This window comes from Alkalibacillus silvisoli (assembly GCF_039521975.1).
Classification (GTDB): Bacteria; Bacillota; Bacilli; order Bacillales; family Alkalibacillaceae; genus Alkalibacillus; species Alkalibacillus silvisoli.
In genome coordinates this window covers 1-17,613 of the sequence record NZ_BAAACZ010000021.1, presented here as the reverse complement: position 1 = coordinate 17,613, position 17,613 = coordinate 1, and the positions used below count along the sequence as shown (strand labels likewise).

At 36.4% G+C, this 17,613-nt stretch carries 19 protein-coding genes and 1 pseudogene; 7 read left to right on the top strand and 13 right to left on the bottom strand.

Going from position 1 to position 17,613, the window contains the following annotated elements; all coding sequences use genetic code 11:
• Nucleotides 1-242 precede the first annotated feature (242 nt).
• A pseudogene (locus tag ABDZ63_RS12765) lies at nt 243-356 on the top strand (LD-carboxypeptidase); the annotation flags it as partial.
• A 150-nt stretch (nt 357-506) separates the two neighbouring features.
• On the opposite strand, the gene ABDZ63_RS12760 reads toward ABDZ63_RS12765, so the two are convergent.
• Both ABDZ63_RS12760 and ABDZ63_RS12755 read right to left on the bottom strand, forming a co-directional pair.
• Nucleotides 507-1,445 carry a F510_1955 family glycosylhydrolase gene (locus ABDZ63_RS12760; protein ID WP_343784070.1) on the bottom strand — a complete coding sequence of 313 codons (939 nt, stop codon included), beginning with the start codon at nt 1,443-1,445 and terminating at the stop codon, nt 507-509.
• A 135-nt stretch (nt 1,446-1,580) separates the two neighbouring features.
• The gene (locus ABDZ63_RS12755) at nt 1,581-2,192 is read right to left on the bottom strand and encodes a hypothetical protein (protein ID WP_343784068.1); all 612 of its coding nucleotides are present in this window, start codon (nt 2,190-2,192) and stop codon (nt 1,581-1,583) included.
• Between the two features lie 222 nt (nt 2,193-2,414).
• Between ABDZ63_RS12755 and ABDZ63_RS12750 the strand changes: the two genes are divergently transcribed.
• Genes ABDZ63_RS12750 through ABDZ63_RS12740 form a run of 3 tightly spaced genes read left to right on the top strand, consistent with a single transcriptional unit; the run spans nt 2,415 to nt 4,358 of the window.
• Nucleotides 2,415-2,789, top strand: coding sequence for a GntR family transcriptional regulator (locus tag ABDZ63_RS12750; RefSeq protein WP_343784065.1), 375 nt, complete (start codon nt 2,415-2,417; stop codon nt 2,787-2,789).
• Entirely contained in the window at nt 2,789-3,667 is an 879-nt protein-coding gene (locus ABDZ63_RS12745; protein ID WP_343784063.1) for an ATP-binding cassette domain-containing protein, read from the top strand. The genes ABDZ63_RS12750 and ABDZ63_RS12745 overlap by 1 nt, the downstream gene beginning before the upstream one ends.
• Nucleotides 3,660-4,358 (top strand): hypothetical protein, encoded by a 699-nt coding sequence (locus ABDZ63_RS12740; protein ID WP_343784061.1) that lies wholly within the window; start codon nt 3,660-3,662, stop codon nt 4,356-4,358. The genes ABDZ63_RS12745 and ABDZ63_RS12740 overlap by 8 nt, the downstream gene beginning before the upstream one ends.
• 49 nt (nt 4,359-4,407) lie before the next feature.
• On the opposite strand, the gene ABDZ63_RS12735 is transcribed toward ABDZ63_RS12740, so the two are convergent.
• A complete protein-coding gene (locus tag ABDZ63_RS12735; RefSeq protein WP_343784059.1) occupies nt 4,408-5,145 on the bottom strand; it encodes an EAL domain-containing protein in 738 nt (245 codons plus the stop codon).
• A gap of 185 nt (nt 5,146-5,330) precedes the next feature.
• Here ABDZ63_RS12735 and ABDZ63_RS12730 point away from each other — a divergent pair, with 185 nt between their 5' ends.
• The gene (locus ABDZ63_RS12730; protein ID WP_343784057.1) at nt 5,331-5,582 is read left to right on the top strand and encodes a YuzB family protein; all 252 of its coding nucleotides are present in this window, start codon (nt 5,331-5,333) and stop codon (nt 5,580-5,582) included.
• Between the two features lie 14 nt (nt 5,583-5,596).
• A complete protein-coding gene (locus ABDZ63_RS12725; RefSeq protein ID WP_343784055.1) occupies nt 5,597-6,079 on the top strand; it encodes a DUF1189 family protein in 483 nt (160 codons plus the stop codon).
• Nucleotides 6,080-6,125: 46 nt separating this feature from the next.
• On the opposite strand, the gene ABDZ63_RS12720 is transcribed toward ABDZ63_RS12725, so the two are convergent.
• The 10 genes from ABDZ63_RS12720 to ABDZ63_RS12675 form a co-directional block, all read right to left on the bottom strand.
• Nucleotides 6,126-6,536 (bottom strand): nucleotidyltransferase substrate binding protein, encoded by a 411-nt coding sequence (locus ABDZ63_RS12720; RefSeq protein ID WP_343784053.1) that lies wholly within the window; start codon nt 6,534-6,536, stop codon nt 6,126-6,128.
• Nucleotides 6,537-6,621: 85 nt separating this feature from the next.
• Nucleotides 6,622-7,812, bottom strand: coding sequence for a CynX/NimT family MFS transporter (locus ABDZ63_RS12715; protein ID WP_343784051.1), 1,191 nt, complete (start codon nt 7,810-7,812; stop codon nt 6,622-6,624).
• Between the two features lie 253 nt (nt 7,813-8,065).
• Nucleotides 8,066-8,341, bottom strand: coding sequence for a hypothetical protein (locus ABDZ63_RS12710; protein WP_343784049.1), 276 nt, complete (start codon nt 8,339-8,341; stop codon nt 8,066-8,068).
• A 336-nt stretch (nt 8,342-8,677) separates the two neighbouring features.
• On the bottom strand, nt 8,678-9,724 hold the full coding sequence (locus ABDZ63_RS12705) for an ABC transporter permease (RefSeq protein WP_343784047.1): 1,047 nt from the start codon (nt 9,722-9,724) through the stop codon (nt 8,678-8,680).
• Complete coding sequence (locus tag ABDZ63_RS12700) at nt 9,703-11,232, bottom strand: sugar ABC transporter ATP-binding protein (protein ID WP_343784045.1); 1,530 nt, start codon at nt 11,230-11,232, stop codon at nt 9,703-9,705. Before ABDZ63_RS12700 ends, ABDZ63_RS12705 begins: the two co-directional genes overlap by 22 nt.
• 93 nt (nt 11,233-11,325) lie before the next feature.
• Nucleotides 11,326-12,303 carry an ABC transporter substrate-binding protein gene (locus ABDZ63_RS12695; protein ID WP_343784043.1) on the bottom strand — a complete coding sequence of 326 codons (978 nt, stop codon included), beginning with the start codon at nt 12,301-12,303 and terminating at the stop codon, nt 11,326-11,328.
• An 87-nt stretch (nt 12,304-12,390) separates the two neighbouring features.
• Nucleotides 12,391-13,389: a Gfo/Idh/MocA family protein gene (locus ABDZ63_RS12690; protein WP_343784041.1), complete on the bottom strand. Its 999-nt coding sequence runs from the start codon at nt 13,387-13,389 to the stop codon at nt 12,391-12,393.
• A 13-nt stretch (nt 13,390-13,402) separates the two neighbouring features.
• Nucleotides 13,403-14,209: a sugar phosphate isomerase/epimerase family protein gene (locus ABDZ63_RS12685; protein ID WP_343784039.1), complete on the bottom strand. Its 807-nt coding sequence runs from the start codon at nt 14,207-14,209 to the stop codon at nt 13,403-13,405.
• A 50-nt stretch (nt 14,210-14,259) separates the two neighbouring features.
• Nucleotides 14,260-15,267 carry a Gfo/Idh/MocA family protein gene (locus tag ABDZ63_RS12680; RefSeq protein WP_343784037.1) on the bottom strand — a complete coding sequence of 336 codons (1,008 nt, stop codon included), beginning with the start codon at nt 15,265-15,267 and terminating at the stop codon, nt 14,260-14,262.
• Nucleotides 15,268-15,281: 14 nt separating this feature from the next.
• Nucleotides 15,282-16,271 carry a LacI family DNA-binding transcriptional regulator gene (locus ABDZ63_RS12675; protein WP_343784035.1) on the bottom strand — a complete coding sequence of 330 codons (990 nt, stop codon included), beginning with the start codon at nt 16,269-16,271 and terminating at the stop codon, nt 15,282-15,284.
• Nucleotides 16,272-16,451: 180 nt separating this feature from the next.
• On the opposite strand from ABDZ63_RS12675, the gene ABDZ63_RS12670 reads away from it, so the two are divergent.
• Nucleotides 16,452-17,420: a sugar phosphate isomerase/epimerase family protein gene (locus ABDZ63_RS12670; RefSeq protein ID WP_343784034.1), complete on the top strand. Its 969-nt coding sequence runs from the start codon at nt 16,452-16,454 to the stop codon at nt 17,418-17,420.
• Nucleotides 17,421-17,613: the final 193 nt, after the last annotated feature.

Genomic DNA, 17,613 nt, shown 5'->3' with positions numbered 1-17,613 from the left:
CCCCTTACCGCCTAAGCTACGCCCTTCACGCGCTTGAAGAGGGAGACTTCTTTCGGAAATACGTTAAATGTTGGGCCAGGATCACAGTACTCCATTGATCATTATCTCTATAAACGAAAAAATGAATAAATAATCTGTTATCTACTATACTATAAACTAGTTTTTATTGGAACTTTTTTCTAAAAAAATTCTATACTATGTATCACTTTATGTTACGATATAAGGAAAAACAAAAAGGGCCATATGACATTGATTGTGGTCATATGCCACCACAAATCCCGTTCGTTAATGGTGCTTATGCAGAGGTTAGGGTTGGACAAGGAAAAGGTGCTATTAAACAGTCCTTCATGTCTTAAAATACACATATCCTGTCTATATGAACTCGTCAGGTGATTTTGAATTAGACACTTAATAATCAGCTATGTGACGTATTAAATGAAGCGTTAACCTAAATTGGTTAACGCTTCAATAGATAAGAAAACTAATTACACCCTAATGATATTTTATTATTGAACAGCTTTGCTTTGTTCGACACTAGTCTCCCAAGATTGCCCACCATCTTCTGAAATATAAATAAACAAATTATCTTCAGGCTGATTAGGGATAAAAGATGCAACTGCATATACATCTGAATCAGCAGGATCATTAGCAATATAATTTATAATGTCCTCACCTATAGGAGGTGTTGACATAGTTTCACTTTCATGAGTATCTAGGTCTACTTTAATCAATTCTGAAGAAACAGTCGAAACAACTAATTGATTATTAAAATCAAAAGTTACTGCCACACCACCGGGTACATCGGTGATTTGTTCAAATGTTTCTCCGTAGTCATCTGAAATATATACACCGTCAAGGGAAGACACAGCAACCTTTCCTTCTTCATCTGGGTGGACAGCTATATCGACTTCAGGATTATGAACAGTCGTAATTTGTACATTCTCAAGCCCTTCTCCTTCAACCTCTTGCCAAGTCTCACTTTGATCTGCTGAATAATAAAAGCCAACATCCCCCAAATCAGGGTGGTTCGTCGGGTTAAATAAAAATAAATCCTCTGTGTTATACCCAACAGCTAAACGATGAAAATCGATATCACCTTGAAACCCATGGATCTCTAAAGTATGTCCTTGGTCAGTACTCTGCACTAAACCTAAAGGGTCTTCTAATTCAGAACCTGGCTCAGGGTGACCGCTACTATAAAATCCTGACTCGTACACAGAAAAGCCCATGTAATCATGTAAAGGTCGATCATCGGCCATGTACCATTCAGAATCCTTTATATTCAAGCCATCGTGAGCAGCAACTAATAATTCACCACTTTCCGTATAACCTAAACCGTGTATATGTTTAAAAGTAACATCGCCACTTGTTTCACTAGATTGCATAAACCATATGCTACTCATTAATACAATAATTACACCAACACTAATTACGACTACTCTCATAATTTTACCTCCAATAATTTAACAAGGTGTCTTATATATTCATTTTATAACCTCTCCTTTACTAAAGTAAGTTATTATTTCGACGTTTTTTTGAACATAAAAAGGCCTTGACTATAAACAGTCAAGGCCTTCAAATTATTCTTCCTCTTCTTCCTCTTCTTGATCATCTGGATGCTCTCCATCTAGGTAGCCAAAGTGGAAGTTATCAAATAACCATTCACCATCAACATTAACAACGTTGTAAACATAATGGCCACGGTTTTCCTCTACATCGCCAGAAATAGTTTTACTCACTTGAATGTTATCTTCCATTAACTCAATAGTATCGAAGCTTGATGCTTGGTCTTCTTCAAGTGTTAAGGCGCGATCAAGTTCAGCCCAAGTAAGGCTTCCTTCATCACCTTCTAAAGCAATACCAGCAATTTCACTAGCTTGCCCTTCTGTAATAGGTGCATTTTCTACTAAATAGTCTGCTAACTCGTCAACTGATTCAAAGTCAGCATCTGCACCTGGTTCATAAATTTCACCAATTACATCACTATAGCTACGTACAACACTAAGTGCTTCGTCTTCTACGCTTCCTTCTGATACAGATTCTTCACTTTCCTCTTCATCGTTTTCTTCCACTTCTTCTGTTTCCTCTCCGTTTTCTTCTGGCTCTTCTGTTTCATTTTCTTCACCAGTTTCGCCATTACATGCTGCTAGAATCATAATTGCAACAAGTAAAAACGCTAAATATTTCTTCATCGAAACTCCTCCCTAAAATTCACAAAATTTCAACTAGGGGCAATTATAACTTTTTTTGAAAATGTTTGTCAACAAAAGTTACGCATTACGAAACACTTTTCATAAATTGTTCATAAATTATTCGGGTTGACTTATTTATGTCTAAGGATTATACTAATATACATAACTATATAACCATAACCCAATAACATGATAATCATATCAAAAAAGGTGGTGATTTTATTGTCATCAACATTCCATAATGATAAACCAATATTCATACAAATTCGTGAAATTATTGAAGATCAAATACTAAATGACCAACTACAAGGAAATGATCAAGCTCCATCAACAAATCAACTCGTCAATTTTTACAAAGTCAATCATTTAACAGTAGCAAAGGGTGTTAACCAACTAGTAGATGAAGAGATCTTATATAAAAAGAGGGGTGTTGGTATGTTCGTTTGCGTTGGGGCAAAGGAAAGGCTAGTTCAAAAGCGTAAAGAAACATTCGTTGATGATTATATTAAAGGAATGCTTAATGAAGCTAATAAATTACAAATGTCTGAAAATGAACTTATTCAGTTAATTAAACAAACGAAAGGACGTGAGCATTAATGAATTCTCTAGAGATACGTAACGTTAATTTAAAGTACGGTGACTTCAAAGCTTTAGATGATATTTCTTTTAAGCTAAAGCAAGGGAAAACATATGGCTTATTAGGAAGAAATGGAGCTGGAAAGACATCGCTCCTTTCATTAATAGCCGCCTATCAGAAGCAATCAGAAGGTTCGATTGAAGTTAATGGTCAAGAAGTGTTTGAAAACCCTGAGGCAATGCAACAAATCAGTTTTATCTATGACCAGGATTACAGTGAAGAAACCGAAAAAGTAAAGAAAATGATTGATGCAGCTAAAAAATACCGACCTTATTTCGACCAAGAGTATGCAGATAAACTGATTAAAAAGTTTAAACTCCCATTAAATAAACCTATTAAAGATTTATCTAAGGGAATGCAGTCAGCATTTAACGTCACAATTGGTTTATCAAGTCGATCACCAATTACGATATTTGATGAGTCTTATCTCGGTATGGATGTCCCAACACGAGAGATGTTTTATCAAGAGATTTTACAAGAACAAACACACCATCCGAGAATTATGATTTTATCAACACATCTCGTATCAGAAATGGACCACCTCTTTGATGAAGTCATCATGATCCATCACGGTTCATTGCTTATCCATGACAATTACGAAGACTTTATTTCAAAAGGGATTCATATTACAGGTAATGAAAGTGTTGTCAATGAATTCGTCCAAGGACATCGCGTCTTAAAAGAACAACAATTAGGTGGTACGAAATCATCATTTATCTACGGGGAATTAACAGATCATGAACAATCATTAGCACAAAAAAATGGCCTCGAGGTTAGTTCTGCTACATTACAGGATTTATTTACGCAATTAACAAAAGAGGAGGATGAAGATGTATAGACATTGGGAAATTACGAAAGACCTTTACAAAGAACAATTGAAGTGGTCGTTATGGTTAATAATTGGAGTAACGATTATTCGGTATATATTATTAGGTTTTTATCATGTCATTGGTTTCGAACCAGAAGATTTAGGTCATTTACTGTCAATGTCAATAGAGCCAACTAAAATATTTATGCTCATAATCGGGTTACTTTCTGTCTATGTTTTCTTAACATTCTTTGTCCAAACTGGGATTACAAGAAAGGAATATTATTATGGAACTGCCTATTCAGCAATAGGATTAGCTATTACAATTCCACTTATTTTCCTTGCGCTGTTTGGTATAGAAGGGTTATTCGTTCTAGCTACACCACTTGAATTAGGCTATAGTCACATTTCATTTAGTGGTTTAGTAACAGAGCTGATCGCATATATTCTCGCCATTTTGTTCTATTTCGTCATTGGTTGGTTTATTACATCTGGGTTTTACCGATACGGTTGGTTGAAAGGATTAGGATTTATCTTTACCTCTATATTGATCGTCATGATTAATGGTGCCTTTTGGGGTGAAGATATTGAGATTTTTGAACTGAGTATAAACTTCGGTGATATTCCGTTTATTCTATCTGCGACTTTAACGATCGTGTTAACACTAATCTTAATGCGAGTAAATCGCATCTTAACACGGGATATTAAAATAAAGATGTAGAGCTTATTAAGGCTCTACATCTTATTTATTTTAAACTCACTTGACGATTCTATGAACCACTCAAATAATTAGACACCTGCTCCAACCACGCTGGTTCACCTAAATAAAAGCCTTGGCCATGTGTGACGCCTAATTGTTTCACTGCTTGAAGTTCTTTCTCAGTCTCAATTCCTTCCAAAATTAAAGTCATCCCCATATTTAAACAGTAATCTTGCAATGATTCGATCATTTTTTGGTTTAATGTAGAATGAGGTAACTCTTTAACGAAATATTGACCCATCTTAATAATGTGTGGTTCCAATTCAATCATTAAACGGAAAGTTGAAGAACCTTTACCAACATCATCGATAGAGATTATATAACCATTTTCCTTCAATTGTTGAATGTTCCACTTAAGAGGTTCCAATTCTTTAATTACTTCTAATTCGACTAACTCAATGACTAGTTGATAATGGTTTAACTTAGATTCGTTAACCACATCGTTTAAAAAAGGGATAAAATTAGAACGTGCTACTGTTGACGGGAAGACATTTATATAAAGTGGTAAATTTGAATCACAATACTTAGAAAAGTGATTTATAGCCATTGTAATGGATAATTGGTCAAGCTTATAACGTTCTTTGCCTTCATCTGCTGAGAGGAAAGCTTGTTCAGGTCTTTCAAATAAATCAGATCGTAATAACGCCTCAAACCCAATTATTTCTTTCGTCCTTAAATCTACAATAGGCTGAAAAACATGGTGGAAATGCTTGTTTTCAATGAGTTGATTTAATTTACTTTTTGACATAATTATAACCCCATTTCTTAAAGGCTTTATATTGTTTTCCCCAAAGTCTATATAAGTAAAACTTATTACACAAAACTTTTGACCTAATAATCGCCACATAACTGTTAAGTTTTTCTTTTGGGAAATAGGATAAAAGACGATATAATAAGGGTTGCCCACCTTAAGGTAAGTAGGAGGTAATCATGATGGGTATAGTCGTAGTTGAGATCTGCGATGGCAACTTAATGACAGAGGTCGATTTAGAAGGCATTATAGAATCAGAGTACCCTGATGTTGCTGTCTTAGAGAATACGTGTTTAAACAATTGTGGTATGTGCGCGATGCGTCCATATGCATTGGTTAATAATAGAAGAATCTTCGCAAAGACACTTGAAGAATGTATTGAAAAGATCAAAAAAGCAATCGAGGAAGAATTAGCAGCTTTTAATGAAGAATAAAAGGATGAAGGTCGATGGGGTTAATCAGAATCTTTAAAAACAGTATAAAACTGCCTAGTAAAAAAGCTTTATTCGCCTTAAATCGAGAGAATATGCGTGATACGATGAGTTACATTTTAATTTTAATGTTTTTAGTTTGTTTACCAGATGCAATCCGTATTACGTCTAATTATTTGACTGGTGAAAGGTCCATTCCTGCTGATTTATTCATTACACAATTAATTATTGTTTACCCACTTCTAGTCGCATTCTTAATGGTAGCAGGGGTCTCTTTTCACGCTGGCATTGCGTATATTATGAGACATGTAACTAAGCGTAAGCTAGCTTACCAACAACTATGGAAAATGACAGCTTATGCCTTAACCATTCCCGTGATTATACTCATCGTACTTCGAATCATTCAGTATGATTCATCAATAATCATTCTTATACCATTTTTACTTCTTCACGTATTGCTATTTCAAATGATCACAGTCTTCCCAAGAAGAAGATCATAAAAAGGTTGTTTTGAACCACTATCCGTGGTCAAAACAACCTTTTTCTTTATGATAGCTCTATTTCTTCTTTCAACTTGATATAAAAATGGTTGAGTTCTTTATAATAGCTCTTTTGAATATCTTCAATGAGTTGGTTAATTACTTTGTCTGTATGAATATAATAAGCTAAGTTCTGCCTATTCAATGATTTTAACCATGTTTTTTCATTGTCAATAAAGCTATAATTAGCCGCTTCTTTAATCGCTTGTCGGTGCGTTTCAACTGATACACCCCTAGCATCTAAATAATCAATGACAGTATTAAGCGCATGTTCTTTAGCAACTTCGTATAGATGAACAAACCCAGCCTGTTCTAAATCATTTTCAAAAATCTCTTCACTATATTGCGCTAGTTTCAAAAAGCTTTGTTCGAATGTTTCAAACCGCTGTTTCCACCTTAGTTCCTTACTTGTTTCCATATTACCTCCCCTTACTTAAAACTCGTTCTCTTATTTGTTCGACATTCACATTAGCTGCCTTCATTTTCCTCATGAGCCCTCTCCTTTATACATAAGCATTACGACCTGCTTTCATTCCAAAGAACATCATAACAACACAAACGCTTAACATAATCATGATTGGTAAGTCCCATGATGTGGTTAAATCAAATAAATACCCAACAATAAATGGGCCCACTGCAGCTAACAAATAACCAATTGACTGAGCCATCCCTGATAAATTAGCTGCCTGCTTCGAATCACGTGCTCTTAAACTTAAGAAAGTAAGTGATAATCCGATCGTTGCACCCTGTGCGACACCTAATAACAACACACTAACTAAAACAATTGATATATGTCCACCGATTAAAAGGAAAATAAACCCTATTAAATAAAGAATCCCGACTACTACCATAATCGGCTTTTGGTTGGTTAATCGCCCAGCTAAATAAGGTGCAATAATTGTTGATGGTAAGCCAACAATTTGCATTAAAGAGACCATCCATCCTGATAATGCTAAACTCATACCACCACTATGTAAAATTTCTGGTAACCATGCGACTAAACAATAAAATAAAAAAGACTGTAGTCCCATAAATAAAGTCACTTGCCAAGCTAACTTAGATGACCATACAGAGCTATTAGTTGGATTAGCTGCTTGTTGTTTCTTTGATTCACCGTTCCTACGTAATTGAGGTAACCATATAATGAAGGCTATTACCGTTAAAATCCCCCAAAAGGCTAAAGAACCTTGCCAACCAAAGTTCAACCCATGTGCTAATGGTACACTGACACCAGATGCAATACTCGCAGCACCACTCATCGCAAGGGTGTAAATCCCCGTCATTAACCCTACTTGTAAAGCAAATTTTTGCTTAATAATTCCCGGCAATAACACATTACAAATCGCTATCCCTGAACCGATTAGCAACGTTCCAAAAAATAATAATGATACTAAGTCAGTTGGCCTAACAAATGTCCCAATCGCTAATAAAATGAGTCCAAATAGAATCGTTATTTCATTACCAAATTTTTGTGCGATCTTTGGCGTTAAGATCGATAAGCCTGCAAATGCAAGTAACGGTAATGTTGTTAACATCCCCGCTAAGCTGTTTGACATCCCTGTATCTGAGCGGATATCGCTAATTAAAGGGCCAACAGCCGTAATAGATGGGCGCAAATTAAACGCGACGAAAATAATGCCGATTATAAGTAAAATGGTTTTAAAATTATATCTTTTTCCAATAGATGTTTGCATAAAATATACCTCTTAAAACATTATGTCTTGATCAAACAAAACACACTATAACAAGTTTATCATAATCTTGTTGGTTTTCCGTCCTTCATTTAAACTTATTAGATAAATTAGAGCTTTTATGATAGCTTTCAAAGTCCATTCTACACCTCACTCAATCATCTACACTAAAGGGTTAGCATAATTTTCTCCAAAAGCACAAAAAAACAAAGGAGTCTATTTTCTCCTTTGTTTTTTACGAATATATAACGGCCTGCTAAGAATACGACTGTTGATTGTTCTGACCCTGCTCGGACGCTTGACCTTGCAGTATTTGTTGGCCTTGTTGCATCATCTGGTCTTGTTGTCCTTGTTGTCCTTGTTGACCTTGCTGATTCGACCCCATTGAGCTTTGTCCATTTCCAGTGATTTTAGAAATGCTTGGTAAAATATTTTGTAACTGACCGCCTTTTCCAGTCATCATACTATATGTGATCGCACCAATTCCAATTGATGCTACAATCGGTAGTAATTGAAGGTTTCTCTTTTGCATACACTCACATCCTTTATCATTCTATACACTCATAGTATGATAAAGAATTTATAGACATATGATTGTTAATTGCTGCCACAACTTAGTTTATATTTGGATTTATTCACATACCCTCCTTACATCTTCTCTTCCCTGAGTCTTTTTGTTAATAAAGCACAGCGCTTTTAAAAATAATTATAGTTCAGAGTTATAAAAACAGGCTTGAGGAGAAACAATTAAGAGTAAACCATCCAACAAAAAAGATGACCCCGATTCAGATCAAGGTCATCATTAGCTTTTGCTTACTGCCCACATTATACGGGACAGTTCATCTATAATTTATTTTTAAAAAGGGGGCTAAATAATTTTCTTTCGTTGCAGTAACACAGCAGCAATTACGATTAATCCTTTAAATGCATCACTTAAGAGTGGCGGAACACCGAACAAATTTAACAAATTATTCAATACCGCAATGATAAGAACTCCGTATACAGTTCCTAAAATAAAGCCTCGACCACCCATCATACTCGTACCACCTACAACTGCTGCAGCAATGGCATCCATTTCCATACCTCGACCTGCACCTGCAAAATCCATTGAACCTACACGCGATACTTGAATAATAGCAGCGATTGAAACTAATAGTCCCATTAATGCATATACCCTTAACTTTACCTTATCAACGTTAATCCCAGATAATCGCGCACCTCTCTCGTTAGAACCGACCGCAATGATTTGACGACCAAATGTAGTTCGTTTAGAAACATAATACATAATAGCCGCAATTAATAACCAATAAATGATTGGCATAATCATTACATTTCCAATTTTGAAGCTTGCGACCTGTAAGAACTCAGTAGGAACTCTAGGATTATACCCTTGCATAAAATGTTGTGTCACACTACGAAACACCATCATAGCACCAAGTGTCGCAATGAACGGTGGTACCAATCCTTTCGTTACAGTTGCACCTATTAATGAACCGAGTAAGTAACCAAATACCATTGTTAAAATAATGGTGAATATAATAGCCGGGACTCCTGTTAAACCAATCATCGAAAATAAACCACGCTCACCAACATCAATAAGCGTCATAGCAAATGCACCTGTTGCAACTAATGTAGCTCCAACAGATAAATCAATTCCACCTGTCATAATCACAAACGTCATACCTAATGCGACAATCGCTACACCTGCATTATTTCGTAAAATATTAATCCAGTTATTGGTCCAAGTTTGAAACCAATCTCCAAATGAATTAAAGTCAAAACCTAACACTAAAGTTTGTAGTACAACCATTACGATCAATGCAATAAATATACTAAATAAAGGATTATTTTGCCAACGGTCTTTGAACCAATCAACAAATCCCCTTCTTACACTTACTGCTCCTGCTTCCGCCATAATGGTTCCCCCTCTTTTCCTATTAATAAATCGCCTCCTGTTGCTAAAGTCATAATGTTGTGATCTGTCATCTCTTTTCCTTTTAATTCACCTTGAATGACACCATGATACATCACCATCGTTCTGTCACATACCCGAATAATTTCTTGGGCTTCACTTGAAAGTACAATGACTGCAATCTTCTGATCAGCTAAGTTTAAAATAATGTCATATATATCCTCCTTTGCCCCGACATCTACTCCTTGAGTTGGGTTATCAAGAATGAGGATTTTAGGATCTGTGTTTAACCATTTTGCTAAAACAACTTTTTGTTGGTTACCACCAGATAATTTTGTAATATTATCAGTCGATTTACTCATCTTAATATGAAGTGCTTCTCTTTGTTTTTCAAATTGTTTCTTATGAATTGATCTATTAATAACACCCATCTTTGAGTATTTTGGCCATGTCGCAATGGCACTATTTTCTAAAATGTCCATATCACTAATAATGGCATTCTCTTTACGGTTTCTTGGCAGATAAGCAATGCCATTATCAATCGCTTCAAGCGTACTATTTGTTGTTACTTCTTCACCATTAACAAAAATCTTCCCCGAACTCGTATCATTTGCCCCAAAAATTGATTGAAACAGCTCACTCCTACCATCACCTAAAAGACCAGTAAAACCAACGATCTCTCCTTCTTGAATCGTAAAATTGATATCCCTGAAATGTTGATCATATGTAAGGCCTTCCACGGCTAATACTTCTTCACCAATCTCACGTGGGCGTACTAGTGGTTCTGTTCGAACATCATAACCAACCATGAAGCGGGCGATATCATCAATTGTGACGTCTTCTACTTCACCTTCAGATACTAATTCACCATCACGCAAAACAGCATACCGATCACAAATCCTTTTTACTTCTTTTAACTTATGAGAGATAAAAATTATTCCGACACCTTGGCTTCGTAAAGTCGTCATCATCTCAAAAACGCGTTCTATTTCAGAATCGGTTAAAGATGTCGTTGGTTCATCCATTATAATGATCGAAGCATTTGTAGACATCGCACGGCATATTTCAACAATTTGTTTATATGATGAATCCAAACTACCCACCATCGCCTTAGGATCAAGGTCAATGTTCATGCGGTCAAACAACTCTTGAGTTTCACGTATCATTTTTTCATGGTCTAAAGCACCAAATTTTCTTTTAGGCTCTCGACCAATGTACATATTTTCATAGACTGGTAAATCATTAATTAAATTTAGCTCTTGGTGAATAAAGGCAATCCCTGCTTCTTGTGAATCAACTGGTTTTTCAAAATCTACCTGAACCCCGTCGATTTTAATAGCACCAGCATCCATTTGAATAACTCCACCTAAAATATTCATTAAAGTCGATTTCCCTGCTCCATTTTCCCCAAGTAGAGCATAAATCTCTCCACCATTAACAGTTATTGAAATATCATAGAGGACATCATTACTGCCAAATGACTTGTGAATATTATTCATTTCAACTTGCATATGACCACTTCCAAATTAAGGATTAAGGAGAGATTACAGATCGACGGTAACCTCCCCTTGTTATTCATGTAACAATGAAGTTTATGAAACTGCTTAGTACGGTGAATCCTCATCTAAAAACTCGTCATAGTTTTCACGATCAACAATTGTAGTTGGAATAATTTTATCTTCATCTACATCGGCGCCATCGAGAATGTCAATCGCCATATCTACAGCATCTTCAACCATTACAGGACTGTATAGAGCCGATTGAATCCATAAACCATCATTTTCAGGCATCATTTCAAAATACTCCTGCATACCGCCACCACCAGTTACAACCTGGATCTCATCACGGCCTGCCTCTTCAATAGCTTGAATGACACCGACTGATGTCTCATCGTCCAATGAGTACACAGCATCAATATGGTCATTACTCGTTAAAATGTCTTGGAAATCTTGAAGCCCATCTTCTCTTGTAAATTCTGTCGCATAAGTGCTAATTTCCATACTTGGTGCGATTTCTTCTATTGTTTCTTCAAACCCTTCCATACGTAATGTTGAAACAGAACCAGCAGATGGTACCTCTAACGCTACGACATGGCCGCTTTCACCTACCTTATCGACAATATAATGCGCACCTTGAACACCCATATCCTTGTTATCTCCTGCTACACGATATACCCCATCGACATCAATCACAATATCAAAGTTTACTACTTCAACACCTTGTTCAACTGCGTTTTCAATTGGAACCTCCATTCCTTCCCATTGAGGGAAAGCAACGATTGCATCAGCACCCCATGTTAATAAATCATCTAGTTGACTTGTCATTTCACCAGCGTTACTACTTGTTTGAATTTGATACTCAATTTCATCAGACAACTCTTCAGCCCGTTGTTCAGCATGATAAGCCACCGCAGCTACCCAACCATGCGTAACCTCTGGCGCTAAAATCCCTATTTTATGCAAATCACCATCTGATTCGCCACCTTCCTCAGCGCCATTAGAACCCTCTTCTTCACCACACGCCACTAGTACTAACACTAGAGCAAAAGCAAGTACACCGAACAAAGAAAAGATTTTTCTCATAATTTCCCTCCTATAAATTTATTAACCCCCCACTAGATGTGAGTAATATATTAAGAATGTGAGAATTCCACACCCTAAATACCAACCTTATAGTTTAATAACTTGATTCCTTTCTAGTGAATCCTGAATTGCGTTCATAATACGAATAACCTCTCGCACCTCAGAGTTAGGGATCACGTCATTTGATTGCTTATTATTCAAACAATCAACAAAATATTGAAGCTCAAGCTCAAAGGGATCTTGTTTTGAGGTTGCTACAGATTCTTTGCCTAATCCATTAAAGAATTCAAAAGTATGCTTTGAGGTTTCAGTATCATTAATATTTTCTCCTGCTTTCATCATGTAAGATAGAGTTTTACTTGGTGATTGAGCTCGGTAAGACATTGTGAATGGGTAGCCGATTGGCATTTTGTGAGAGGCTTCTATAGTTGCTTTTACACCATTTTTAAAGTAAAGAGTGGTCAAAACCTGACTCCATGCTTTTTGGTCGTTTTGCTGACCGGCTGAATATACAGATTCCACACTCCCAAAAAGAGAATAAGCAAAGTCAACATCGTGTATGTGCAAGTCAAATAAAGCACCACCACTTTTATTAGGGTCTTTAAACCAATCGCTCCATGATGGAGATTGCCCTAACCTTTGTGCGTGGAACCAGTCAACATTTTCTAATTTTCCTTGGTCAATATAACCTTTTAAAGCTTGATATTCAGGCCAAAACCTTAACACATGACCAACGAATAGTCTGACTTTCGATTCTTCAATAACTTGAATAATCCGTTCTGCTGATTCTTCAGTTAATGTCAGTGGCTTTTCGCAAATTATATGTTTTTCAGCTTTTGCCGCCTTTAAAATATACTCCTCATGTAAGTAAGTCGGTATACAAAGGTCAACGATGTCAACTTCGGGGTTGTTTAGTACCGAATTAAAATCAGACACAATGTCATAGTTTAATTGATTTTCCATCTTTCCTTGCCCTGTACTCCCTCGTGTACAAATAGTATGAACTTGTGCGCCTTTTACTTTTTGATATGCATCTAAATGTGCTTTCCCAATAAACCCTAAACCGACTATTGCGACGTTCAACATAAACGTCTCCCCTTTATACCAATTTCTTATGAAGATACTGATAAGAACGCTTTACAGCTTGATGAACTTCATCTATATTTCTTGGACCTTCTGGTGTGAACTCCACCTCAACACTGATTGGCCCAACAAAACCATTTTCCTCCAAGATCCTAAACAAGCGTCCATAGTCTAAATAACCATCACCGATCGCTGGAAAGTTAAATTCGTGATGGTCGCCCTGTTTATCTTTAAGATGAATAAACTCCACGTATTGAACGCTTTCTTCAAGGTCATTGTAAGGCTCTTGGTTTCCATAAAAAATGACATTGGCTGTATCATAATTAATTTTGACCTGGTTATTTAAAGCATTTACGAGCTTCATTAATGATTTTCCTGTTGCAAAGTTATTACCATGAGTTTCAATGACGAGTGTTTTGTTTAGACGGTTACACTTCTCAACAACTGGCTCAAGGTTCTTCACAAGTGTCTGTATGTCATCTATAACATCCATATCATCATGTGAATCCCCTGTTGCAGTCACCACGTACTTACAATCAAACACCTCAGCTAAATCAATGTTTTCGACTAACTGCTGAATCCCTTCATCAGTCATGACATTGCTGTGAGCACTAACGCCAATACAAGTTAAATTATATAGTTCTAGTAACTCTTTAACTTCATCGAATTGCCTTTCTGTAAAATCCGTCGTCACATGTGCTGTATGGTCTCTTACTGCTGCTATTTCCACTTGCTTAAAACCTGCATCATAAGCCCCTTTTAATGCTTCTTTTAACGAAAACCCATGATACGTATTTGTGTTTAATGCGAGTTGATTTAACATTACAACCACCTTTTTCAAGTTATTAAATGAAAACCGTTACATTATAAACCTTAATTTTCTAGTATTCTTTCAACCACCTTTAGAGAACTATAAGCATCTTCTCCTTTAACAGGTGGGTCAATATCATGAACAACCCAATCGATAAATGCATCAATAACACCTGTATTGGATTGATGGTCATTGGTTTGGATTGGTTCTAACTCGTACTTGGCTTTTTCTCCACCTGGCTGTTCAATAATAATCTGATCCTCTAAATCGTGGTATATTTTGACTATTCCTTTTTGAAGATAAATAGTCGTTGAATTATCTTCTTCACCATAATAGGTCCATGAGAAGCTCCCGTTACCTAATCGACCTTTTTTCGTTTTAAATACGCAAACGACATTATCGCAAACTTCTATTGGTTGATTGTTTTCATCTACTTTATCTAAAGCCCCTGCAAAGGATTTAACCTCTTCAATTTCGTCATTAATTAAATAATGGACCAGATCAATTTTATGAATACCTAAATCTCCAGCTACCCCAGAATGTGATCGTTCCTTTTTAAAGAACCATGTAGCATTCGATTTCGTAACACTCCAACTCTCAGGACCACCATGACCAAAAGTAGTTTTAAAAGTTAAAACATCTCCGTATTCACCACTTTGTATAATTTTCCTAGCTTTTTGGTGGACTTTAGTAAAACGTTGGTTATGATCAACCATTAACTTTTTACCTGATTTCTTTTGAGCTTCTAAAATTGTTTTAGCGTGTTCAGTAGATACTGCAAGGGGTTTTTCACAAAGAACATGCTTACCATTCATTAAGGCTTGCGTTGTATGTATATGATGAACTTCATTAGATGAACAATCGCTTATTACATCGATTGCGGGGTCTTGGATTAATTCCTTAAATGATTCTGCTATTCGACCACCAAACTCTTTAACTAAACTTTCTGCACGGTGGCGATTCCGATCAAAAAAGACAATTTCATCAACATGTGGATTGGTTAAATACTCAGGTGCATGTCTAAAACGTGTAATCGAACCACAACCAACAATGCCTACCGTAATCCCCATTTAGGTTCCTCCCTTTAGTTTAATGTTGATTCCCTAATGATTAATTCATGATCCATCATGATACTGTCGACCTCTTGTCCTTGTAGCTGCTTGATTAACATACTAGCTGCTGTTGTCCCCATTTGGTACATCGGTTGTGCAACCGTTGTTAATGTGGGATTAGTCATGTTTGAAAAACTGATATTATCAAATCCTACTAACGCAAAATCTTCTGGCACTTTCAATCCTCTTACATTAACTTCTTTTAATGCACCAATGGCTAACGTGTCTGAAACAGCAAAAGCTGCAGTAGGATTACGTTCTAGCTGTGAAAATTTCCTAATAGCTTGTGCACCCTCTTGGAAATCCAAATTTTGTGTATTATAAATGAGTTCGTTTCTAAGAGGTAATCCGAATTCTTCTAAAGCCCTCTCATAACCCTTTCTTCTTTGTCTTGCGTATAAAAACTTTTCGTCTGAATTAATTAAGGCAATTTGGTCGTGACCTAACCTAATTAAATGTTTCATGACTTTATAAGCTGCCGCTTCATTGTCTATTGCAACATATGGGATACGTTCATACTCATCATACTCACTACACATAACAATCGCATGGTCCAGAGCTAAGTCTTGTAGCTTACTCATATTGACTGTAGGATCCATAGAAATAATCCCATCTGCTAATTTATTTTTCACCATATTAAAAAACGTGTTTTCGCGCTTTGGGTTAGAATCCGTTTCACACAACAAAATGTTATAACCGTGTTCAACAGAATAGTCTTCGATCCCATTAATGATCTCTGTGTAATACGGATTAGAGAAATTAGGGATCAAAACCAGTAAAAGGCGACTTTCAGAATTTCTTAAATTGCGCCCCAACATACTTGGCTCATAATTTAATTGCTTAATTGCTTGCTCAACCTTCTGACGCGTTTTCTCTGTGACAGTCGGAGCCTCATTTAGAACTCGTGAAACTGTCGCACTTGAAACGCCTGCTTGCTTTGCGACTTCATGTATATTGGCCATGTTGTTTTCTTCCTTCTTTCAAGTAATTTGTATGTAATCGTTTACAAATAAATGATAAAATATTTCGAATAATAAGTCAACTACCGCATTAATTTATTTAATTTTTACAAATATTCCTTCTATTTTTAAATTTATCTGCTATAATGTCATGTAACGGATTACATTTTGGGAGGTAATTAAATGAGACTTGGTGTTTTCACTGTCCTTTTTTCAGACAAATCTTTTGAGGAGATGCTAGACTATGTCGCTTCAAAAGGGATTGAAGCAGTTGAATTAGGAACAGGTGGTTTTCCTGGGGATGCACATTGTAAAGTTCAAGAACTTTTAGAAGATGATAGTAAGCGTGAAGCTTTTTTAGAAGCATTACACAAACGTAACCTCACGATTAGCGCTTTAAGCTGCCACGGTAACCCACTACATCCTCAAGAATCAATCGCTTCAAAAGATGATGAATTATTTGACCAAACTGTTCGTTTAGCACAACTTCTCGATGTACCTGTTGTCAACACTTTTTCAGGCTGTCCAGGTGATCATGAAAACGCAAAATACCCAAACTGGCCAGTAGCACCTTGGCCCCCTGAATTTCTAGAAATTTTAACATGGCAATGGGAAGAAAAGATCATCCCATACTGGAAGAGAAAAGCGAAATTTGCTAAAGAACACGGCGTAAAGATTGGATTAGAATTACACGGCGGATTTTCAGTACATACCCCGAAGAACCTTCTCCAATTACGAGAAGCATGTGGCCCTACAATTGGCGCTAACTTAGATCCGAGCCACATGTGGTGGCAAGGAATTGATCCACTAGAAGCCATTAAAATACTAGGAAAAGAAAATGCTATTCATCACTTCCATGCTAAAGATACAGTGATTGACCAACCTAACGTCAATAAAAATGGACTAACAGATATGACTTCATATGCTGATATGAAAGAGAGGGCATGGTATTTCCGTACCGTTGGGTTTGGACATAGCTCAAAAGACTGGGCTGATATGGTAAGTACGCTTCGCCTATATGGCTATGATCACGTTGTTAGCATAGAGCATGAAGATGGCTTAATGTCTATTGATGAAGGCTTCACTAAAGCTATAGAAACGTTGAAACCCGTAATGGTGAAAGAATCAGTAGGAGACATGTGGTGGGCTTAGCGTTTATTAAATAAAATCGTCGTGTACTAACTTTGTGCTCGGCGATTTTATTTTGGTTCTAAGTCAAATGTTGGAGTGCTTTTTTAAGAGCACTCCTTATTTATGCCATTTGGCTTTGTATATCCTTATATTTATGATGCAATAAAACTTTTCGACGCAGGCGATCAAACCGTCGAAAACCAAACGCTTGGCG